General features: G+C 34.7%; 14 protein-coding genes. 4 read left to right on the plus strand and 10 right to left on the minus strand.

The genetic code is table 11. From position 1 onward, the window contains the following. Positions 1–26: 26 nt before the first annotated feature. Both FA048_RS01145 and FA048_RS01150 read right to left on the minus strand, forming a co-directional pair. Positions 27–1,319 carry a c-type cytochrome gene (locus FA048_RS01145; RefSeq protein WP_136838168.1) on the minus strand — a complete coding sequence of 431 codons (1,293 nt, stop codon included), beginning with the start codon at positions 1,317–1,319 and terminating at the stop codon, positions 27–29. 304 nt (positions 1,320–1,623) lie between these two features. After that, positions 1,624–2,604, minus strand: a complete 981-nt coding sequence (locus FA048_RS01150) for a deoxyhypusine synthase family protein (protein WP_136838169.1) — start codon at positions 2,602–2,604, stop codon at positions 1,624–1,626. 234 nt (positions 2,605–2,838) lie between these two features. Here FA048_RS01150 and FA048_RS01155 point away from each other — a divergent pair, with 234 nt between their 5' ends. Together FA048_RS01155 and FA048_RS01160 are read left to right on the plus strand one after the other, a co-directional pair. Further along, positions 2,839–3,969 carry a BamA/TamA family outer membrane protein gene (locus FA048_RS01155; RefSeq protein ID WP_136838170.1) on the plus strand — a complete coding sequence of 377 codons (1,131 nt, stop codon included), beginning with the start codon at positions 2,839–2,841 and terminating at the stop codon, positions 3,967–3,969. Positions 3,970–4,193: 224 nt separating this feature from the next. Continuing rightward, positions 4,194–6,368, plus strand: a complete 2,175-nt coding sequence (locus FA048_RS01160; RefSeq protein WP_136838171.1) for a penicillin acylase family protein — start codon at positions 4,194–4,196, stop codon at positions 6,366–6,368. A 103-nt stretch (positions 6,369–6,471) separates the two neighbouring features. On the opposite strand, the gene FA048_RS01165 is transcribed toward FA048_RS01160, so the two are convergent. From FA048_RS01165 to FA048_RS01175, 3 genes are all read right to left on the minus strand, one after another. Further along, a complete protein-coding gene (locus FA048_RS01165; RefSeq protein ID WP_136838172.1) occupies positions 6,472–9,072 on the minus strand; it encodes a M56 family metallopeptidase in 2,601 nt (866 codons plus the stop codon). Positions 9,073–9,074: 2 nt separating this feature from the next. After that, the gene (locus FA048_RS01170) at positions 9,075–9,437 is read right to left on the minus strand and encodes a BlaI/MecI/CopY family transcriptional regulator (protein WP_136838173.1); all 363 of its coding nucleotides are present in this window, start codon (positions 9,435–9,437) and stop codon (positions 9,075–9,077) included. A gap of 213 nt (positions 9,438–9,650) precedes the next feature. After that, positions 9,651–10,472: an O-methyltransferase gene (locus FA048_RS01175; RefSeq protein WP_225872445.1), complete on the minus strand. Its 822-nt coding sequence runs from the start codon at positions 10,470–10,472 to the stop codon at positions 9,651–9,653. 4 nt (positions 10,473–10,476) lie between these two features. On the opposite strand from FA048_RS01175, the gene FA048_RS01180 reads away from it, so the two are divergent. Further along, complete coding sequence (locus tag FA048_RS01180; RefSeq protein ID WP_136838174.1) at positions 10,477–11,334, plus strand: transglutaminase-like domain-containing protein; 858 nt, start codon at positions 10,477–10,479, stop codon at positions 11,332–11,334. Positions 11,335–11,466: 132 nt separating this feature from the next. Here FA048_RS01180 and FA048_RS01185 read toward each other — a convergent pair whose 3' ends face one another. From FA048_RS01185 to FA048_RS01205, 5 genes are all read right to left on the minus strand, one after another. Continuing rightward, positions 11,467–12,375 carry an alpha/beta hydrolase gene (locus FA048_RS01185; protein WP_136838175.1) on the minus strand — a complete coding sequence of 303 codons (909 nt, stop codon included), beginning with the start codon at positions 12,373–12,375 and terminating at the stop codon, positions 11,467–11,469. A gap of 129 nt (positions 12,376–12,504) precedes the next feature. Then, positions 12,505–13,582, minus strand: a protein-coding gene (prfB, locus tag FA048_RS01190) for a peptide chain release factor 2 (RefSeq protein WP_136838176.1) whose coding sequence is annotated in 2 segments (ribosomal slippage) — positions 12,505–13,521 and positions 13,523–13,582 — 1,077 coding nt in all. Because the reading frame shifts where the segments join, the coding sequence is not laid out codon by codon here. 197 nt (positions 13,583–13,779) lie between these two features. Next, a complete protein-coding gene (locus FA048_RS01195) occupies positions 13,780–14,382 on the minus strand; it encodes a DUF5034 domain-containing protein (RefSeq protein WP_136838177.1) in 603 nt (200 codons plus the stop codon). 150 nt (positions 14,383–14,532) lie between these two features. Then, positions 14,533–15,837 carry an amidohydrolase gene (locus FA048_RS01200; protein WP_136838178.1) on the minus strand — a complete coding sequence of 435 codons (1,305 nt, stop codon included), beginning with the start codon at positions 15,835–15,837 and terminating at the stop codon, positions 14,533–14,535. 75 nt (positions 15,838–15,912) lie between these two features. After that, entirely contained in the window at positions 15,913–16,431 is a 519-nt protein-coding gene (locus FA048_RS01205; protein WP_136838179.1) for a hypothetical protein, read from the minus strand. Positions 16,432–16,481: 50 nt separating this feature from the next. On the opposite strand from FA048_RS01205, the gene pgi reads away from it, so the two are divergent. Continuing rightward, the gene (gene pgi / locus FA048_RS01210) at positions 16,482–18,128 is read left to right on the plus strand and encodes a glucose-6-phosphate isomerase (RefSeq protein WP_136838180.1); all 1,647 of its coding nucleotides are present in this window, start codon (positions 16,482–16,484) and stop codon (positions 18,126–18,128) included. The last annotated feature ends 163 nt before the right edge of the window (positions 18,129–18,291 follow it).

The raw sequence follows: 18,291 nt of genomic DNA on the forward strand, positions 1-18,291 counted from the left end.
GAACGTTCTTACTAAACTCTTATTAATTAATAATGGCATTTACCACACTCTAAACCACCTAACATGGCTGGAGTAATTTTCTCGCCTTTTTTAATTTTCTCATGCGCCTTGATTATGTTCGCATAGAAAGCATCATTTTTCTTACCTGAAATATCAGCGTCTTTGTGACAATTGATACACCATTTCATGGTAAGTGGAGAGTACTGATAAATTTCTTCCATTGTATCAACTGGACCGTGACAAGCAAAACAAACTGGATCAGTTGGTTTTAAACCTTTTTCTTTACGGATAGCTTCTTCACCAACTACTACGTGTTGAGAGTGGTTGAAGTAAGCAAAATCTGGCAAGTTGTGTACACGAACCCATTCAACTGGTTTCTCTTTAGTTTTATCGTATGTCTGTTTATCAGCATCGTAACCTAAAGCATTGTATATTTTTTGAATTTCTGGAGAAATCAAACCATCCTCTGTTCTTGCCTGCACATTTTTATGGCAGTTCATACAAACATTTAAAGAAGGAATTGTTGAATTTTTTGATTTGAAAGCACCAGTATGGCAATATTGACATTCAATCTGGTTGATACCAGCGTGTAGCTCGTGAGAGAATTTAATTGGCTGTACTGGTTGGTAACCTGTGTGAACACCTGTTTCCCACATGCCCATCCAACCGAATGAACCTAGTACCATTACCAAACATAACACGAAGAAAAACACAAACTTTTTGTTTTTAAACATTCCACGTACACCAGCAACTAGTGATACGTTTTCTTCTTCTACTACTTCAATGCCTTGTTTCTCTAAAATTAAGCGCTCTAACATTTTTACTGCACGGCCCAAAACAACCAATACAATAATTGAAAGAATGATAATTGCAATTACACCAGCAATTGAAAGACCAGAGGCACCTTCGTCTACCGTACCCGGGTTTTTTGGATCGCCTGCAACCTTAGGCTCACCAACCTTAGTATAAGCAATGATGTTTTTAATTTGATCATCCGTTAGATTAGGAAAAGCAGTCATTTCTGATGCTTTAAGCTTTGAAGCTTCGATAGCTTGCGCGTTTCCAGAAGCAATTAAAGCTTGGTTATTTCTAATCCATGGAATTAAAAACGACTCCTCAAGGGTAGTCATAAGCGGAGTTAACGCTGGACCCGTGCCGTCATGATCAAGAGCGTGACAAGAAGCACATTTACTTTTAAATAAAGTTTTACCCTCTACTAAATCTTGCGCTTGAGCTCCAGTTACAATTAAAAAAGAGAAAGCTGCAAAAACGAATGCCGACTTCCAAGCTCTTTTAAAAATTAATGAGATATTCCTCATAATGAGTATTTTATGCTGTTTTTTGAAATAAATTTTAAACCTAGATGATAATATGGCCTAGACCCCTCAGAAAGATTTGAACAAAAGTAAAATTTATTAAGTTACCAATGACATATTAATGACAGTGAAATACAATTTATAATCATTCTAAATTATTCAATTTTCTGCTTTAACGCTAAAAAAATCAACAATTTTCAAAAACTGTTGATTTTCTTATGCTTATCTTTTTTAAAAAAATTTGGAAGTTATTTGGTCAATGCTTTATAGACCATTGGCCATTGACTATTAACCCTTAACTAACGAATTACATCTTCAATATCCATGCAAAAATCAACGGACAAACAATAGTTGCATCAGATTCTACAATGAATTTTGGCGTATGAATATCTAACTTACCCCAAGTTATCTTCTCATTTGGTACTGCACCAGAGTAAGAACCGTAAGAAGTTGTAGAGTCAGAAATTTGGCAGAAATAACTCCAAAAAGGAATATTTTCCATTTCCATATCTTGATATAACATTGGCACTACGCAAATTGGGAAATCGCCTGCAATACCCCCACCTATTTGGAAAAAGCCTATACCTTTACCAGTTGAGTTTGCAATATACCAATCTGCCAACCAACCCATATATTCAATACCACTTTTCATGGTAGTTGCTTTTAATTCACTTTTCATTACATAAGACGCAAAGATATTTCCCATTGTAGAATCTTCCCACCCAGGAACAACAATTGGCAAATTCTTTTCAGCCGCAGCCAACATCCATGAATTTTTAGGATCAATTTCATAGTATTGCTCCAAATCGCCACTTAGCAACATTTTATACATAAACTCGTGTGGAAAGTATCTTTCGCCAGCAGTATCTGCATCTTTCCAAATTTTATGAATGTGTTTTTGCAAACGACGGAAAGCCTCTTCTTCTGGAATACACGTATCAGTTACACGGTTGTAGTGGTTTTCTAACAAATCCCATTCGTCTTGCGGACTTAAATCACGGTAGTTTGGAACACGTTTATAATGTGAATGTGCAACAAGGTTCATAATGTCTTCCTCTAAGTTTGCACCTGTACATGAAATAATTGACACTTTATCTTGTCTAATCATCTCTGCTAAAGAAATTCCCAATTCTGCAGTACTCATTGCGCCTGCAAGAGTAATCATCATTTTTCCACCTTCATCTAAATGGGTTTCATAACCTTTAGCTGCATCCATCATTGCCGCAGCGTTGAAATGAAGATAGTTAGTCTCCATAAATTTCGATATCGGTCCTCTTGTCGTACTCATCTTTATATTTTTATTGTTCGGTTGCAAAAGTACGTATTTAGGATGCAATCCGAAAGTTCAATAGTTCATTTGTCAACTGCTAATTGAAAACTGAAAATGAGTTGGGCGTTCGAGCGGGCTTTGCGTTACAATCTTTTTGCAAGAAGAATGCAAAAAGGATTTTCATTGCAATCCCTAACGCAATTTGCAATTGCAAAAAAAACAGTCTATAAAAATTACCTTACATTTGCACCGATGAAAAAAATCCTAATCTTCTTATCGCTTATTCTATTGGTTAATCCGCTTTGGGCACAAAAAAAACTGATTCAAAAGTTACTATCTAATGAGAAAGACACTACTCGGAAAGCTAGTTTTATGCCGATTCCTGTATTAGGTTATGCACAAGAAACAGGGTTTGAATTTGGCCTAGGTGCACTTTATTCATTTTATATGGACAGGAAAGATACCACTAACCGTAGCTCTAATTTTTCTGGAACGGCATCTTATTCTACTAAAAAAACATACAATATATCTTTAAAGGGTGATGCTTGGACACCAGGTAATAAATACCACTTCATAGGTGAAGTAAGATTTAAAAAAATGCCTTTCAATTTTTATGGGCTTGGAAACAATACTTCTAAAGCCGATGAAGATCAGCTTGTACAACAACAATTCAAAATTCAGCTAGATGCGGAAAAAACATTTATTAAAAATGCTTATACAGGTGTTTCTGTAGGATTTGAGAATTACAGTTTTACCGATAAGGTTACTGGAGGCATTTACAGTTCATCACCAATAGTATATGATAGAGCTGGGGGCTCGGTATTATATATTGGAGTATCTCAAAGTTATGACACTAGAAATTCTAACAATTACCCAACTAAAGGCTTTTTTGGGAGAATAACCTATCAATATGCTCCAGATATTTATGGCGGCAGCAATTTTACTGGTAGTCAGATAAAAGTAAATGTTCGAAATTTCTGGTCATTGGCACCAAAAGTAGTATTAGGTGTTCAAGGTTTGTACCATACAGTACAAGGCACACAAACTCCTTTTTATTTACTACCTCAATTGGGTAATGATGAAATGATGCGTGGTTATTATACTGGTCGTTACCGCGATGAGAATTTAATCGCTGCCCAAGCTGAGCTTCGTTATCGTTTTATGAATAGATTTGGTATTGTAGCTTTTGCTGGTGGAGGAAAGGTTTTCGCTAATGGTAATTTATCTTTAGACGATTTAAAACCTAATTATGGTCTTGGCGGAAGGTATTTCTTTGATACCGCCAAAGGTTTAAGCGTACGCTTAGATTATGGTGTTGGTGAGAAAAAAGCAAACGAGAAACGCCAAAGTGGTTTTTACATTAGTTTAGCTGAAGCTTTTTAGAGTAGCCACAGATGCGCTGATTACCTTAGTATTTGTCATTCCGACTTTGGAGGAATCTATGGGATGGAATTCTAATTATTAGATTCCTCACTGCGCGCTGAATGACAAAAACAAGAATGCTTTTGCGCAACAAATAGGATATTTATTCTCAACTTCTAAAAATATTTCACAATTTAGCCTTTACTGCAGCTAGTTAAAATCAGCTATGCTAAATCCATCCTTTTATGAAGAAATTATTCCTTTTGCTTTTATTGCCATTACAACTTTTCGCTCAAAAATTTACACCAGCAGAAATTGCAGCTTACGAAGCGCAAGCTAAAAAGGTAAATATTATAAGAGATAATTGGGGTATTCCACATGTGTATGGTAAAACTGATGCAGATGCTGTATTTGGCTTGTTATATGCACAATGTGAAGACGACTTTAAACGTGTTGAATTAAATTACATTGAAAAATTAGGTCGGCTTTCAGAAATTAATGGAGAAAAAGATTTATTTAATGATTTACAAATTAGATTATTAATTGATACCGCAGAAGCAAAAACTGATTACGCCAAAGCTCAACCTTGGATGAAGAAATTATTAGATGCGTATGCTGCCGGAATTAATTATTATCTCTATAAAAACCCAAAAGTAAAGCCTGCTTTGCTAACAAGGTTTAAGCCTTGGTATGCACTATTATGGACAGATGGAAGTATTGGTGCGATCAACACTGCAGATTTAACGATTGGAGAATTAAAGAAATTCTATACAGGCGACCACTCTCCTACGGCATATGTTCCAGTAATTAAAGACCAGCAAAGTGGCTCTAACGGTTTTGCATTTGCCCCAAGCATTACAGAATCTGGCAATGCTATTTTATATATCAATCCGCATACTACATTTTACTTTAGACCAGAGGTACAAATGCAAAGTGAAGAAGGCCTAAATGCTTATGGGGCGGTAACTTGGGGGCAATTTTTTGTTTACCAAGGCTTTAATGAATATTGTGGTTGGATGCATACTTCAAACAATGTTGACATTGCAGATATGTATGCCGAAAAAATTACCAAAACCGATAAAGGTTTATTTTACGAATACGACAAAAAGAAATTTCTTGTCGTTCAGAAAAAAATGACCATCCATTATCTTGAGGGCAGTAGTTTAAAATCTAAGATTTTTACAACTTATTTCACCAATAATGGCCCTGTTATGGCAATAAGAGAGGGTAAATGGATCAGCTTAAAATCTAAAAACAGAAACACACAAAGTTTAGTGCAAAGCTGGGTACGTACCAAGGCCAAAAGTTTTGAAGATTATCAAAAAGCAATGGATTTAAAAGCAAATGCATCTAACAATACGGTTTATGCAGATGCAAAAGGAAACATTGCATATTGGCATGGAAATTTTATTCCTATAAGAGATAAAAATTACAATTGGAGTGAAGTTGTAGATGGCTCTACCTCGGCAACTGCTTGGAAAGGTTTGCACAATGTAAAAGACATGGTTCACATTTACAATCCGGTTAATGGTTGGCTACAAAATTGTAATTCTACCCCATTTAGTGTAGCAGGCAAAAACAGTCCAATTAAGGCAAATTACCCAACTTACATGGCGCCAGATGGAGAAAACTTTAGAGGAGTTGCCGCTACCAAACTTTTAAGTATTCCAACTAAATACAATTTAGACAAAGTAATAGCTACGGGTTACAATACTTATCTACCCGCTTTTGAAATACTAGTTCCGGCATTATTGAAAGCCTATACAGAATTACCACAAAGTGACCCTTTAATAGCTGAATTAAAAGAACCAATTGCAATTTTAAAGGCTTGGAATTATCAATCAAGTGAAAGCTCTGAAGCCACAACTTTAGCTTTTGAATGGGCACAAAAATTAAATCCAATTATTCAAAGAGTATATATCAATCCTGGAGAGAAAGATCAGGTAGAAAACACCATAGCATTTGCAGCTAGTGCAAGACCAAATGAATTGCTAGATCCATTAAAAGCCACTTTAGCAGATTTGACCAAACGTTTTGGCAAATGGCAAATTGCTTGGGGTGAGATTAATCGTTATCAACGTTTAACAGGTGCTGTGAATGAAAAATATGATGATGCTTTACCTAGCATTCCTGTTGGCTTTGGTTCTGCATTATGGGGACAGCTTTCTTCTTACCGCAGCAATCCGTTTAAAACTAACAAACGATATGGTTTTAGTGGCAATAGTTTTGTTTGTGCAGTTGAATTTGGCAAAAAAATAAAAGCCAAATCTATCTTAGCTGGTGGAAATATTGGGGATCCAAGTTCTAAACACTTTACAGACCAAGCATTAATGTATAGTAAAGGGCAGTTTAAAGATGTGCTATTTTACAAAGAAGATGTGGTTAAAAACGCCGAAAGAAGTTATCAGCCAGGTCAGTAATTTTTCTATTTTACCACATAGGACATAGTTTACATAGATTTTAGCTTATAAAAAAAGCGGTCTGTGTTTCACAGACCACCGAGCAATTAATTAACTAAAACCTTTATTTAGATGTTGATGTTGTAACTCCAAAAAGAACTCCCTTTAATGTGTTGATATTCATGTACATTGAATCTGCTTTAACCATTGTTTTCAATTTTTTATCATATATACTTGCTCCATTAACTTTAATTGTATTTGTTTTTTTGTTAAAAGCTATACTAGAGCCTTGAAAAGAATTGTCCTTTGTAGAAACCTCTGCTTTACCATATAAATAGACGATTTGATTAAGTCTATCAAATTTTGTGGAATCTTTAGCACTATAAGAAATTTCATTTTTTACCTTAACTATATCCCCTTTTGCTTGAATTGCTTTATAGGTTCCTTTTTTCAAGTCATATATAATTGATTCCGAAGAAATAATTCCTGCTTTTGACGTTATACTAGCATTTTTTGAGGTAATGGTTTCATTTATTTTATCCCAAATAATTTCATCTGCTTGCAATTGATTACCACCTATTTGCATTATTACATTTCTGGCATAAACGATATCAGATTTTGTATCAACGGTTAAGCTTGTAGATTTAAGTAGCTTTGGTTTAACACTGCTTCCAATTTCTTTTGAAGATGATTTATTATTCTCTGCAATTTTTTGCGTTCCATCTATTTCGTAAAAACGATTATATAATGTATTATTTCTAAGTTCATATTTCTTTGGCCAAGAGTAAAGCACAATCATTTTATCTGTAGTATAGGTATTTTTAGCAACCAGTTTTTCTCCAAAAAACTTAACAATAACAGAATTACCTACTTTAAAATCTTTTGATTTAAACTTTTGAGCTGCAACATTAAGATTAATGGTAAAACCATTATCATTCAGCACAATTTTTTTAATCGTTCCATCACTATTTTTATCGATTGCTTTGATTACGGACCAAGCATAGCGAGCTTTATTTGCTTCATATAAAAATGCATATTGTTTTGGAGTTGGTCTTGCTGGTGCAGTATATAGCAACTTCCCATCTTTGGTTATGGTTTTTGGAGCAACCATAAGATATGGTATATCTTTATTAAATGAACTATAATCCACCTTTACTTCAATCTTATCATTTTTGGCAATTGATTTAAAAATATCTTGCTTTGCAAAACCTTTCTCCAAAATGTAAACGGTATTTCCAACAGTAAAAAGCTTTCCTTTTCCGAATATACCCCTCCCATTATCATAATCATCACCCACTACGCCTGTGAATGTTTTGCCATTCACATCTTTCATCTCTTGCACTTTTTTAGCATACTCAGGCGATTTTCTAAAAGCTTCGAATTCCCTTTTTCGTTCTAGGTTTTTTTGCTTTTGAGTTTTGATGGTATCTTGGGCATTTAAATTTGAAGCCTCTGTATGCAAAGAATCTGCTTTTATTGCTGGAGTTTTAATTTGATACAAAATTGTTCCATCTAACCTAGATAACTCCGACATTAAATAGCATGGTTTTTCAAGTTTCCTGATGAAATTCCCCTTTTTATCAGTTACTGTTATGTCATTTACTGTTCCGCTTATTGTAACTAACAATTCATCTCCTACTTTGACTTTACCAAGGGCATGATTATATATCTCAACAGTAGTTTCGCCATATTTAAAGTTCAATATTTCACCAACTTCAGTTTTCAAAATACTTTTTACTTTTCCCTTTAGAGACTTGCCCCACAAGTGCTTACTTAATGGTACTTTATTTATAGCAACCAATTTTTCCTTAGTAACCTTTGGAGGATTACTAACATTAACCACTTTTACAGTGAAACCCCAAAGCAATCCCAATCCTATTGGTAGTGCCAACAAGTACATCATTTTTTTCATATTCTTTGACTTAGAATTAAACAACATTTTTATTCTTTCCTTAATTGGACTTTTAACGAAATTGTGCACCAATGGCATCTCACTTTTCGCAATGGCAAGCCTCAACAATAAATTGGCATATTGTTCTGTGCCAAAGCTTTGTGAGGTTGCCTCATCGGCTTCGTATTCATGTGCTTGCTCCAGTGCTTTATCATATAGGTAAACAACAGGATTGAACCAAAGAAATGCTTTTATGATGATGAGTAAAACCTTGTCTATTGAATGTAACTGCTTTGCATGAACCTGCTCATGTTTCAGTAAAACCTGAAGCTCTGCCGATGTTAGGCTTTCGTTATCTATAAACACATAGTTAAAGAAGGAGCAATTGGTAAAGCCTGCTGTTTTTGGGACGATTTTAAGTCCATTTATTCGTTCTGCACCATTTTTTGTATATTTTACTAGCTGCAATATCCTCCAGATAGCGATAGATAAAAGACAGCCAACAATACCAAAATAGAGATAGGTTAAAGGTGAATACCAGTCAAAATCTTCTTCAACTGCCGGTGCAAAATCTAGCTGCTTTGAGAGTGGTTGTTGTGCAACTTCAATTTCATTACTTAAAGCCTCAATTGGGGTATAAACGGTTGGGATCTCTGCTACCTCTCTTTCAATCGTAAATTTTAGCGTTGGAATTGCAAAACTCAACAATAAAGTAAATAGCAAGTAAAAACGATTGATTTTAAAGAAGGTTAATCTTCTTAATACCAGTAAGTAGAATGCAAAGAACAATACCGTGCAGGCACTTACTTTTAAAAGGTAGGTTATCAATTCCATATTTATAGATTTTTATTGATTAGTGCTTTCAACTCTTCTATATCCTTTTCACTTAATTTTTCTTCTTTTACCATAAACGATAGTAGACTTGTAGGCGAATTATCAAAATACCCTGAAAACATTTTGGAGAATGTTGTTTTGGTATAGTCTTCTTTACTAATGGCTGGGAAATACTGATAGGTTTTACCATAAGCTTTATAACTTACGTAACCTTTCTTTTCTAAAAGTCTTACAATAGATGAGATGGTGTTATAAGGAGGTTTAGGTTCTTCATCTAGTTCATCAATGATATCTTTAACAAATGCATTTTGCAGTTTCCACAAAACCTGCATGATGCGCTCTTCTGTTTTAGTTAACTCTTCCATAAACTAAAGATATAACTAAGTTTTCAGTTTTACAACTGTTTTTTAAGTTATATAATTGAAAAAGCAGTTTAAAATACACAATCAATTGATTTACAGATTAATAAAATTATTTCTAAAGAAAATTTACTTATCAGATTCCTCCGAAGTCGGAATGACAAAAAATAGGATAGATTTCTCGTCGCTATGCTCACTCGAAATGACGTAATGTAAAATTTAAAACTTGATCTTGAAATGTTCTTTTGCCTGTCCTTTTTTAAAATAAACTAGTCCAATCCAAAATAGATCTATGGTAAGGGCAACTTGAGGATGATTTTTAATTTCAGACCAAGCCTCTTTCATCCCTGCGCTCCAATAAATATCATCAAATATTAACAATGAATTTTCGTGAATTTTCGGCAAGCACCAGTTAAAATAGTTTAGTGTAGCCTCTTTAGTATGGTTACCATCAATATAGACGAAATCTAATTTTTCTGCATCACTGATTGCTTTTGGTAAAAGATCATTAAAATTACCTACTTGTAATTCTACATTTTCTAAATCAAGTGCTGTAAAATTTTGATGTGCTACAGCTGCAGTTGCTGGGCAACCTTCTATGGTTAACACATCTGCTGCCGGTTGTGCTTTTGAGAGGTAAGCCGTTGTAATACCTAAGCAAGTTCCAAGTTCTATGATGTTGTTTAGTTCTTGATTAGCGGCTAATCTATAGATCAACTGGGCTAAACGTGGCGTTTTTAATGCATTTTTTGCAATCTGACTAATCTTTTTTGTTCGATTTTTATTGAGATGAGAGCCTGCACCTAAGTCGGTAACGGTAATTAATTTATCGTCATGCAAAAGTTTTTTTCGCTGCGCTTCAATATCATCATATACTTTTTTAGTAGAAAAGTCGTAAATTACCTCATCAGTAAGCTTATAAACGAAAGGCGAATGAGTGCCATGTCTACTTTTTGCAGTAATACGATGCTTAAGATAATCGGCAATAAATTGAAAAACCATAGCCACAAAAATAGGTAAACAGAAAATTGTAATTTGCATTTTAATGGAAAATCTTGCAGAAATTAATGCCTTAGTGAAATTATTAGATGATCCAGATGAAGGAATCTACCAACATGTACAGCAACGACTGCTAGAATACGGCAATGAAGCAGTTACCTATTTAGAAAGCGCATGGGAACAATCTTTAGATACATTACTGCAAGAGCGTATTGAGAATATAGTTCATACCATCCAATTCAATAACGTTAAAGAAGATTTGAATTTATGGTATCAAAGTGGTGCATTTGATTTATTACAAGGTGCTTTGGTAATTAATCGCTATCAGTATCCAGATTTGGATGAGCAGGCTGTTATTAATCAGATAGAAGAAATTAAAAGAGAAATTTGGGTTGGTTTACAATATGAAATGAGTTCTATTGAGAAAATTAAACTTATTAACCATGTTTTTTACGGACAATACGGTTTTGGTGGAAATACAAAAAACCATCACGACCCACAAAATTCTTATTTAAATCAGGTTTTAGAAAGCAAAAAAGGCAATCAAATTTCTTTAGCCATTATTTATGCTACGCTTGCCCAAAAACTAGATATTCCAGTTTACGGGGTTAATCTTCCACAACATTTTATTTTAGGTTATATAGATGAAAGCAATGCAGAAAAAGAATATGGCGTATTATTTTACATTAATGCCTTTAATAAAGGTGCTATTTTTGGCAAGCATGACGTTGATCAATTTTTACGTCAGCTAAACTTAGAGCCTCAACCTGGGTTTTATTCTCCTTGTAGCAATACAGAGATCATCCGTAGAATTATTCGAAATTTAATCTCTGCATATGAAAATCTAGGTGCAGCAGATAAGGTTGAGGAATTGAAGCAATTGCAGGAAATTTTATCAGAATAGTTATTTGAGAAGCAGGATAATGTTAGTCCTGTTTTACATTACAGGTTTGTCAATGGGTCTTCGACAAGCTCAGACTGACGATCAACAAAAATTTTTCACTTCAATCGGGTTTAAATAATAAATCTAAAGACACTACAACCAATTGTTTGCTGTCATCCAATTCTTTAAAGTATCAAACCACACTTCTTTTGTTGTTTTGTTATTTAAACCAAACCCATGTCCACCTGCCTGATAGATATGCATCTCTGCAGGGACTTTGAATTTAGCTAAGTTCTCATTATACATTAAGCTGTTCTTAACCGGTACGGTAACATCATTATTTGCATGAACTAAAAATGCTGGTGGTGTTTGTGCATTAATGTGGTTTTGGTTAGAGAAATAATTTCTTTGTGCTTGTGTAGGTTCATCGCCCAATAACCTCTTTACAGAACCAGCATGAGTTACTGTCCCGAAACTTATTACCGGATAAACTAGTACAGAAAAATCTGGACGTAGGCTTACGTTTTCTTGGTTATCAATTTTCATATCACCATAATGAACGCTTAAGCTTGAAGCTAAATGCCCACCTGCAGAGAAGCCCATAATGCCAATTTTATTAGTTTGAATGCCCCAAACACTCGCATTTTTACGTACCAAATAAATAGCCTGTAAGGCATCTTGTAAGGGAGCCATGGTTTTATCAACCATAATAGTATCATTTGGTAAACGATATTTTAATACAAAAGCAGTTACACCAACTTCAGCAAACTTTTTGGCTACATCATATCCTTCTTTTCCAATAGCTAAAATGCTATAGCCCCCGCCTGGACAAATAATTATTGCTGTACCATTTGGTTTAGCTGGAGCAAAAACAGTTAGTGTAGGATCTGTAACACGACTAACCCTTGAAACACCATCTTTACCTGTAACTATATTTTCTTTAAAATTAGCAGGAGGTGTTTTTGAACCCGGTATTGTACCTTTATAAAGTGGAATTACTTCTTGCGCATTAGCATTTAACACCACAAAAAGCAAAGTTGTCAAAATCAATAATCTTTTCATTTAATAATTTATTACAATTTAAAAGTATTAAAAATATTGTTGAATTCTATGAATTACCGTCACCCTGATTCACTCAGGGTCTTTCCTGTATTACATGCTGAAAATTCAGCATGATGATTATTTCACGATCTAACTAAACTCCATCAAATATGCTTTCAAGAAATCATTAATATCTCCATCTAACACTGCTTGGGGATTAGAAGTTTGAAAATTTGTTCTATGATCTTTTACTCTCCTATCATCCAAAACATAGCTTCTAATTTGCGAGCCCCATTCAATCTTCTTTTTAGAACCTTCAATTAATGCCGTCTCTTCATCACGTTTACGTTGCTCTATTTCATACAATTGAGATTTTAATAGGCGCAAAGCGTTCTCCTTATTTTGTAATTGAGAACGTGATTCTTGATTTTTAATGATAATGCCAGATGGTTTGTGGTATAAACGAACAGCAGTTTCTACTTTATTTACATTTTGTCCGCCAGCACCACCAGCTCTAAAAGTTTCAAACTCTACATCAGCAGGGTTAATGTCTATATGAATCGTGTCATCAACCAATGGATAAACATAAACTGAAGCAAAAGAAGTATGTCTACGAGCATTTGAATCAAATGGAGATATCCTTACCAAACGATGAACACCATTTTCTCCTTTTAGATAACCATAGGCAAACTCGCCTGCAATTTCTATCGTTACAGATTTAATTCCTGCAACCTCACCTTCGTTATAATCTTGCTCTGTTACTTTGTAGCCATTTTTTTCTGCCCACATCAAGTACATTCGCATTAACATGTAAGCCCAATCGCAACTTTCTGTTCCGCCTGCGCCAGCTGTAATTTGAACCACAGCATTTAAAGAATCTTGTTTGGTTTTGAGCATATTCATCAGCTCTAAACCCTCTACTTCTTTTAAACTTAAATTAAATTGTTCTTGTAGTTCCTGCTCAGTGGCATCGCCATTTTGGAAAAATTCATAAAGCACTTCAGCATCTTCTACAGCTGCATTAGCCTTTTGCCATCCATCTGTCCATATTTTTTTTGAATTGATTGCTGCAATATGTTTTTCGGCTTTTTTCGGGTCGTCCCAAAAATTTGGTTGCAAGGTTAGTTCTTGCTCTATACGAATATCTTCTAGTTTATCTTCAACGTCAAAGATACCTCCTCAGCGACGTAACTCTGTCCCTTAAATCCTGTACTTGTTCTTTAGTCATAATGGCAAATATATGTAAATAGAAGGTTAAAGACTAAAGCTTAAAGTAGAAAGTGATAGAATTTGAAGCGCAAGGTAATTGCAAATATTAGAGTACAGTCCCGCCATACACTTTATTTCGCCCTTCGTAAACTTCGGGCTACATGCTCGTTTCTGTCGGGGCTAAAATTAATGGTTTCTTCAGTGATAAAAGAAAAATTAACTGAGTTCAACTTCAGTTGTTTCAGTTTCTAAAATTCTACCATCTGATAAAGTAATTCTAACTTTAAATTTATGCTTTTTACTACTGGTTGGTTTAACTTGTAAAAAAATGCCTTCGTAAAAAGCACTTACCGAACTACCGTTAAAATCTTTTAAAGATTTAATGTAATCAGCTATTGAAACCATTTCAGTATATCTTTTTGCCTTGAAATATAAACTGAGATCGGTATTTTTTGGATGACTAGCATCAAAATCATTATTTGAAAATATTTCTATAGATAGGATGTCCTCCTTGGCTATAAAATTATCCTCTGAGCAACTGCAAGCATGAGCGGTTTGCATCAATCCCCAGTTTATTCGTTGTTTCCTTAAGGCAATTTGCTCAGTAAGCAACTGAATCTGAATACCATAATTAGCACTAGAAATTATTCCAGCATTTGTAACCATGGGCTGTGGCAAAGAAGCATCCATATTTTTAAGAGACAATCCCTTTTTGGTAAAATAAATTGTTTTAATTGGTCCACAATTACAATCTACACATCCAGAAATAAGCTGTAAAATTAGAGCTAATGCGAAAACAAAAAATATCTTTTTTATCATTATGAATATTAATTAATTTAAAATGTCTCGTTTACTCCCATGGTCTGTGGCTAACAGAACAAAATTCAAAACCCTATAAGTGTTCTGTTAGCCACAGACCACGGTTAAAGATAAGTGAAATGATGGTTATGGTCTATTACATTGGCCACTTTACCTCTTCATCCCCATATAATCCAATGTTAAATTACACAAAGCTTTTACGCCTAAAGTAAATCCACTCTCGTCTAAAAAGAAATCTGGTGTATGGTGTGATGGCGCTTTCAAAGGGTCTTGGTCTTTTGGCATTCCTCCTAAAAAGAAGAACAAGCCAGGAACTTTTTCTTGATAAAAAGAGAAATCTTCGGCACCTGTAACTGGAGCTTTTAATTTCACATTGGCAGCACCAGCCGTAGATTGTAGACTTGGCAGCATCTTTTCGGTTAAAGCAATATCGTTAAACGTTACTGGATAATGTGCGCTATAAGGAATAACCACTTCAACTTTTGCCCCAGCAGCTTCTCCTGTTTTTACAGCAATTGTTTTAATGCGTTCGATGAACATCTTTTCATCCTCAGGTGTAAAATTCCTTACTGTACCTAACATTTCTACTTTCTCAGGAATGATGTTAGAACGAACTCCACCTTGTATCATCCCTATGGTAACTACACCAGGATTTTCTGTAATATTTAAGTTTCTACTCACAATTGTTTGTAAACTATTAATGATTTGTGCAGAAACTACAATTGGATCTACACTACTCCAAGGATAAGCACCATGCGCCTGTTTTCCAGTAACAGTAATTTTCATATCGTTAACAGCAGCCATTGTACCCCCTGGACGATAAGTAATTTGACCAACTGGCGTTTGAGAATTGATATGTAATCCAAAAATCACGTCTACTTTTGGATTTTGTAGAACACCTTCCTTCACCATTAATTCAGCCCCACCCTCTTCACCTACTGGCGCTCCCTCTTCTGCAGGCTGAAAGATGAATTTTACCGTTCCAGCTAAATCCTTTTTCATGCTTGATAAGACTTCGGCAACACCCATTAAAATTGCCATATGACTATCATGTCCACATGCATGCATTACCCCAACTTCTTGACCATTATAGGTTGTTTTAGCTTTTGAGGTAAAGGGCAATTGAATCCTTTCTGTAACAGGAAGCGCGTCCATATCTGCCCTTAAAGCTACAACCGGACCCGGTTTACCCCCCACTAAAATACCAACCACACCAGTTTGGGCAACTCCAGTTTTTACTTCTATACCTAAAGATTGTAAGTGTTTAGCAATTATTGCTGCGGTTCTATTTTCTAAATTCCCTAATTCTGGATGTTCATGAAAATCCCTTCGCCAGCCGATCACTTTTTGAGAGAGTGCATCAGCTCTATTTGACACATCGATTTTTTGCTTTGTGTTTTGCGCTTGTAAAAATATTGGAAATATTAAAAGACTTATCAAGCAGAGTTTTTTCATTATCAATTGGTTTTTCAACTAATATAATGAAAATCAATTAAGCTGCATTTATTCTAAACAAACACAGCTTAATTATTAGTTAAACAAACCTTTTAATTTATCTAGCATGCCGCCACCAGCTACCTCACCACTTTGAGCCTGATTCTGATTCCCGCCATTAAACATTTCCATTACATCAGTTAAGTCAAATTTACCATCACTCCCGCCTGCTAATTTCCCTAGTACATCTTGTATGTTAAAAGAACTGTCATTAGGATCGTTAGTCTTACCAGCAAGTTTACTAAGGATTACAGGAATAATTGAAGCACCAATACTTTTAGCTGTTTCAGCGTTGATCCCGAAGCCTGCTAATTTCTCAGTTAAACTAGAAGTTGCTTGTTGTACTACCGGGCTACTTTCGGTTGCCTCTCCCTTGTTAAAAATATTGGCAACTTCAGCAGCATTTCCTGAAGTTAGCTGTTCTTTTAACGTATCAAAGATTGAGCTTGATGCTGCTTGTATTGCATTATCGTTTTGTTCATTTGGCACTGCTGCATTGTTTACAATTGCATCTTTTGCGTTATCTCTTACTAACTGTTCTAAATTTTCTAACATGATTTTTGGTTCTGGTTAATTTTGTACTTTTACATATTAAACAATCAATTATGCTACCAAAAATAAATTTCACAGAAACTACTGCATATAAATATCTTACTGACCATTTTATAGATATTAGCCAAACCGACATTAAGCATTTATTTACTCAAGATGGGGAACGTTTCAAAAAATTTTCCATCCTTTTTGAAGATATTTTAGTCGATTTCTCTAAAAACCGTATCAATGACACAACCTTTGCTTTGTTAATTCAATTGGCTAAAGAATGTAAGTTGGCTGATGCTATTAAGGCAATGTATAGTGGCGATCAAATTAATCAGACCGAAGGTAGGCCTGTGTTACATATCGCTCTGCGTAACCAAAGTAATAAAGCAATTTTAGTTGATGGAAAAGATGTAATGCCTGATGTAAATGCGGTATTAGCTAAGATGGAGAAATTTAGCAATGCGATTATTTCAGAAGAATGGAAAGGATATACTGGTAAGGCAATTACAGATATTGTAAATATTGGTATTGGTGGTTCAGATTTAGGCCCTGTAATGGTTACAGAAGCTTTGAAAGCTTATAAAACTAGGTTAAACCTACATTTCGTTTCTAATATTGATGGGACTCACTTAGCTGAAACATTAAAAGGGGTTAATCCTGAAACTACTTTATTTTTAGTGGCTTCTAAAACTTTTACTACACAAGAAACCATGACTAATGCCCATAGCGCAAGAGAATGGTTTTTAAAAAGTGGAGCTAAGAAAGAAGATATAGCTAAACATTTTGCAGCACTTTCTACCAATGCAAAAGATGTTGCTGAGTTTGGGATTGATACGGAGAATATGTTCGAGTTTTGGGATTGGGTAGGTGGTAGATATTCTTTATGGAGTGCTATTGGATTATCGATCTCATTAGGTATTGGTTTTGCTAATTTTAAGCAACTTTTAGCTGGTGCACATGCTACAGACCAACATTTTGAAAATACTCCTTTTGAAGAAAACATTCCTGTAATATTAGGTCTATTGGGTATTTGGTACATTAATTTTCATGGTGCAGAAACACAAGCCATTTTACCATACGATCAGTATATGCATCGTTTTGCAGCCTATTTCCAGCAAGGAGATATGGAAAGTAATGGTAAACATGTAGACCGAAATGGCAATAATGTTGATTATGAAACTGGCCCTGTTATTTGGGGAGAACCAGGTACAAACGGACAGCATGCTTTTTACCAATTGATACATCAAGGCACTAAATTAATTCCTTGTGACTTTATTGCTCCTGCACAAAGTTTAAATCCATTAGGAGAACATCATCCAATTTTATTGTCAAACTATTTTGCACAAACTGAGGCCTTAATGAATGGAAAAAGTGAAGACGAAGTAGAGAAAGAGTTAAAAGAGGCAGGGAAATCCGAAAGTCAGGTAAAGGAACTTGCTCCATTTAAAGTGTTTGATGGTAATCGTCCAACGAATTCAATTTTACTTAAAAAAGTAACTCCTTATACTTTGGGTAGTTTAATTGCGGTGTATGAACATAAAATATTTGTACAAGGTATAATTTGGAACATTTTCAGTTTTGACCAATGGGGAGTTGAACTAGGAAAACAATTGGCCCAAAAAATACAACCAGAATTAAAAGATGATGCTGAAATCACTACACATGATTCATCTACAAATGGATTAATTAATCAGTACAAGAGCTGGAGATAAGAATTGTTCATTAGTCATTGGTTCATTTGTTGAGTCATTTAACTAATAACTTAACACATATTATAAATCGCCATATAGTTGAAACTCTCAATTAAATGGCGATTTTTCTTTATAAGAAATTTTTATTCATAAATTTCTTTACCCAAGCAACCTTTCTTAAAAA

This window comes from Pedobacter polaris, assembly GCF_005116505.1.
GTDB lineage: Bacteria > Bacteroidota > Bacteroidia > Sphingobacteriales > Sphingobacteriaceae > Pedobacter > Pedobacter polaris.

Excerpts from the sequence above, each read along its gene's own strand:
- FA048_RS01145 (WP_136838168.1), bottom strand. The coding sequence starts at position 1,319 with ATGAGGAATATCTCATTAATTTTTAAAAGAGCTTGGAAGTCGGCATTC.
- FA048_RS01150 (WP_136838169.1), bottom strand. The coding sequence starts at position 2,604 with ATGAGTACGACAAGAGGACCGATATCGAAATTTATGGAGACTAACTAT.
- FA048_RS01155 (WP_136838170.1), top strand. The coding sequence starts at position 2,839 with ATGAAAAAAATCCTAATCTTCTTATCGCTTATTCTATTGGTTAATCCG.
- FA048_RS01160 (WP_136838171.1), top strand. The coding sequence starts at position 4,194 with ATGAAGAAATTATTCCTTTTGCTTTTATTGCCATTACAACTTTTCGCT.
- FA048_RS01165 (WP_136838172.1), bottom strand. The coding sequence starts at position 9,072 with ATGGAATTGATAACCTACCTTTTAAAAGTAAGTGCCTGCACGGTATTG.
- FA048_RS01170 (WP_136838173.1), bottom strand. The coding sequence starts at position 9,437 with ATGGAAGAGTTAACTAAAACAGAAGAGCGCATCATGCAGGTTTTGTGG.
- FA048_RS01175 (WP_225872445.1), bottom strand. The coding sequence starts at position 10,472 with ATGCAAATTACAATTTTCTGTTTACCTATTTTTGTGGCTATGGTTTTT.
- FA048_RS01180 (WP_136838174.1), top strand. The coding sequence starts at position 10,477 with ATGGAAAATCTTGCAGAAATTAATGCCTTAGTGAAATTATTAGATGAT.
- FA048_RS01185 (WP_136838175.1), bottom strand. The coding sequence starts at position 12,375 with ATGAAAAGATTATTGATTTTGACAACTTTGCTTTTTGTGGTGTTAAAT.
- FA048_RS01195 (WP_136838177.1), bottom strand. The coding sequence starts at position 14,382 with ATGATAAAAAAGATATTTTTTGTTTTCGCATTAGCTCTAATTTTACAG.
- FA048_RS01200 (WP_136838178.1), bottom strand. The coding sequence starts at position 15,837 with ATGAAAAAACTCTGCTTGATAAGTCTTTTAATATTTCCAATATTTTTA.
- FA048_RS01205 (WP_136838179.1), bottom strand. The coding sequence starts at position 16,431 with ATGTTAGAAAATTTAGAACAGTTAGTAAGAGATAACGCAAAAGATGCA.
- pgi (WP_136838180.1), top strand. The coding sequence starts at position 16,482 with ATGCTACCAAAAATAAATTTCACAGAAACTACTGCATATAAATATCTT.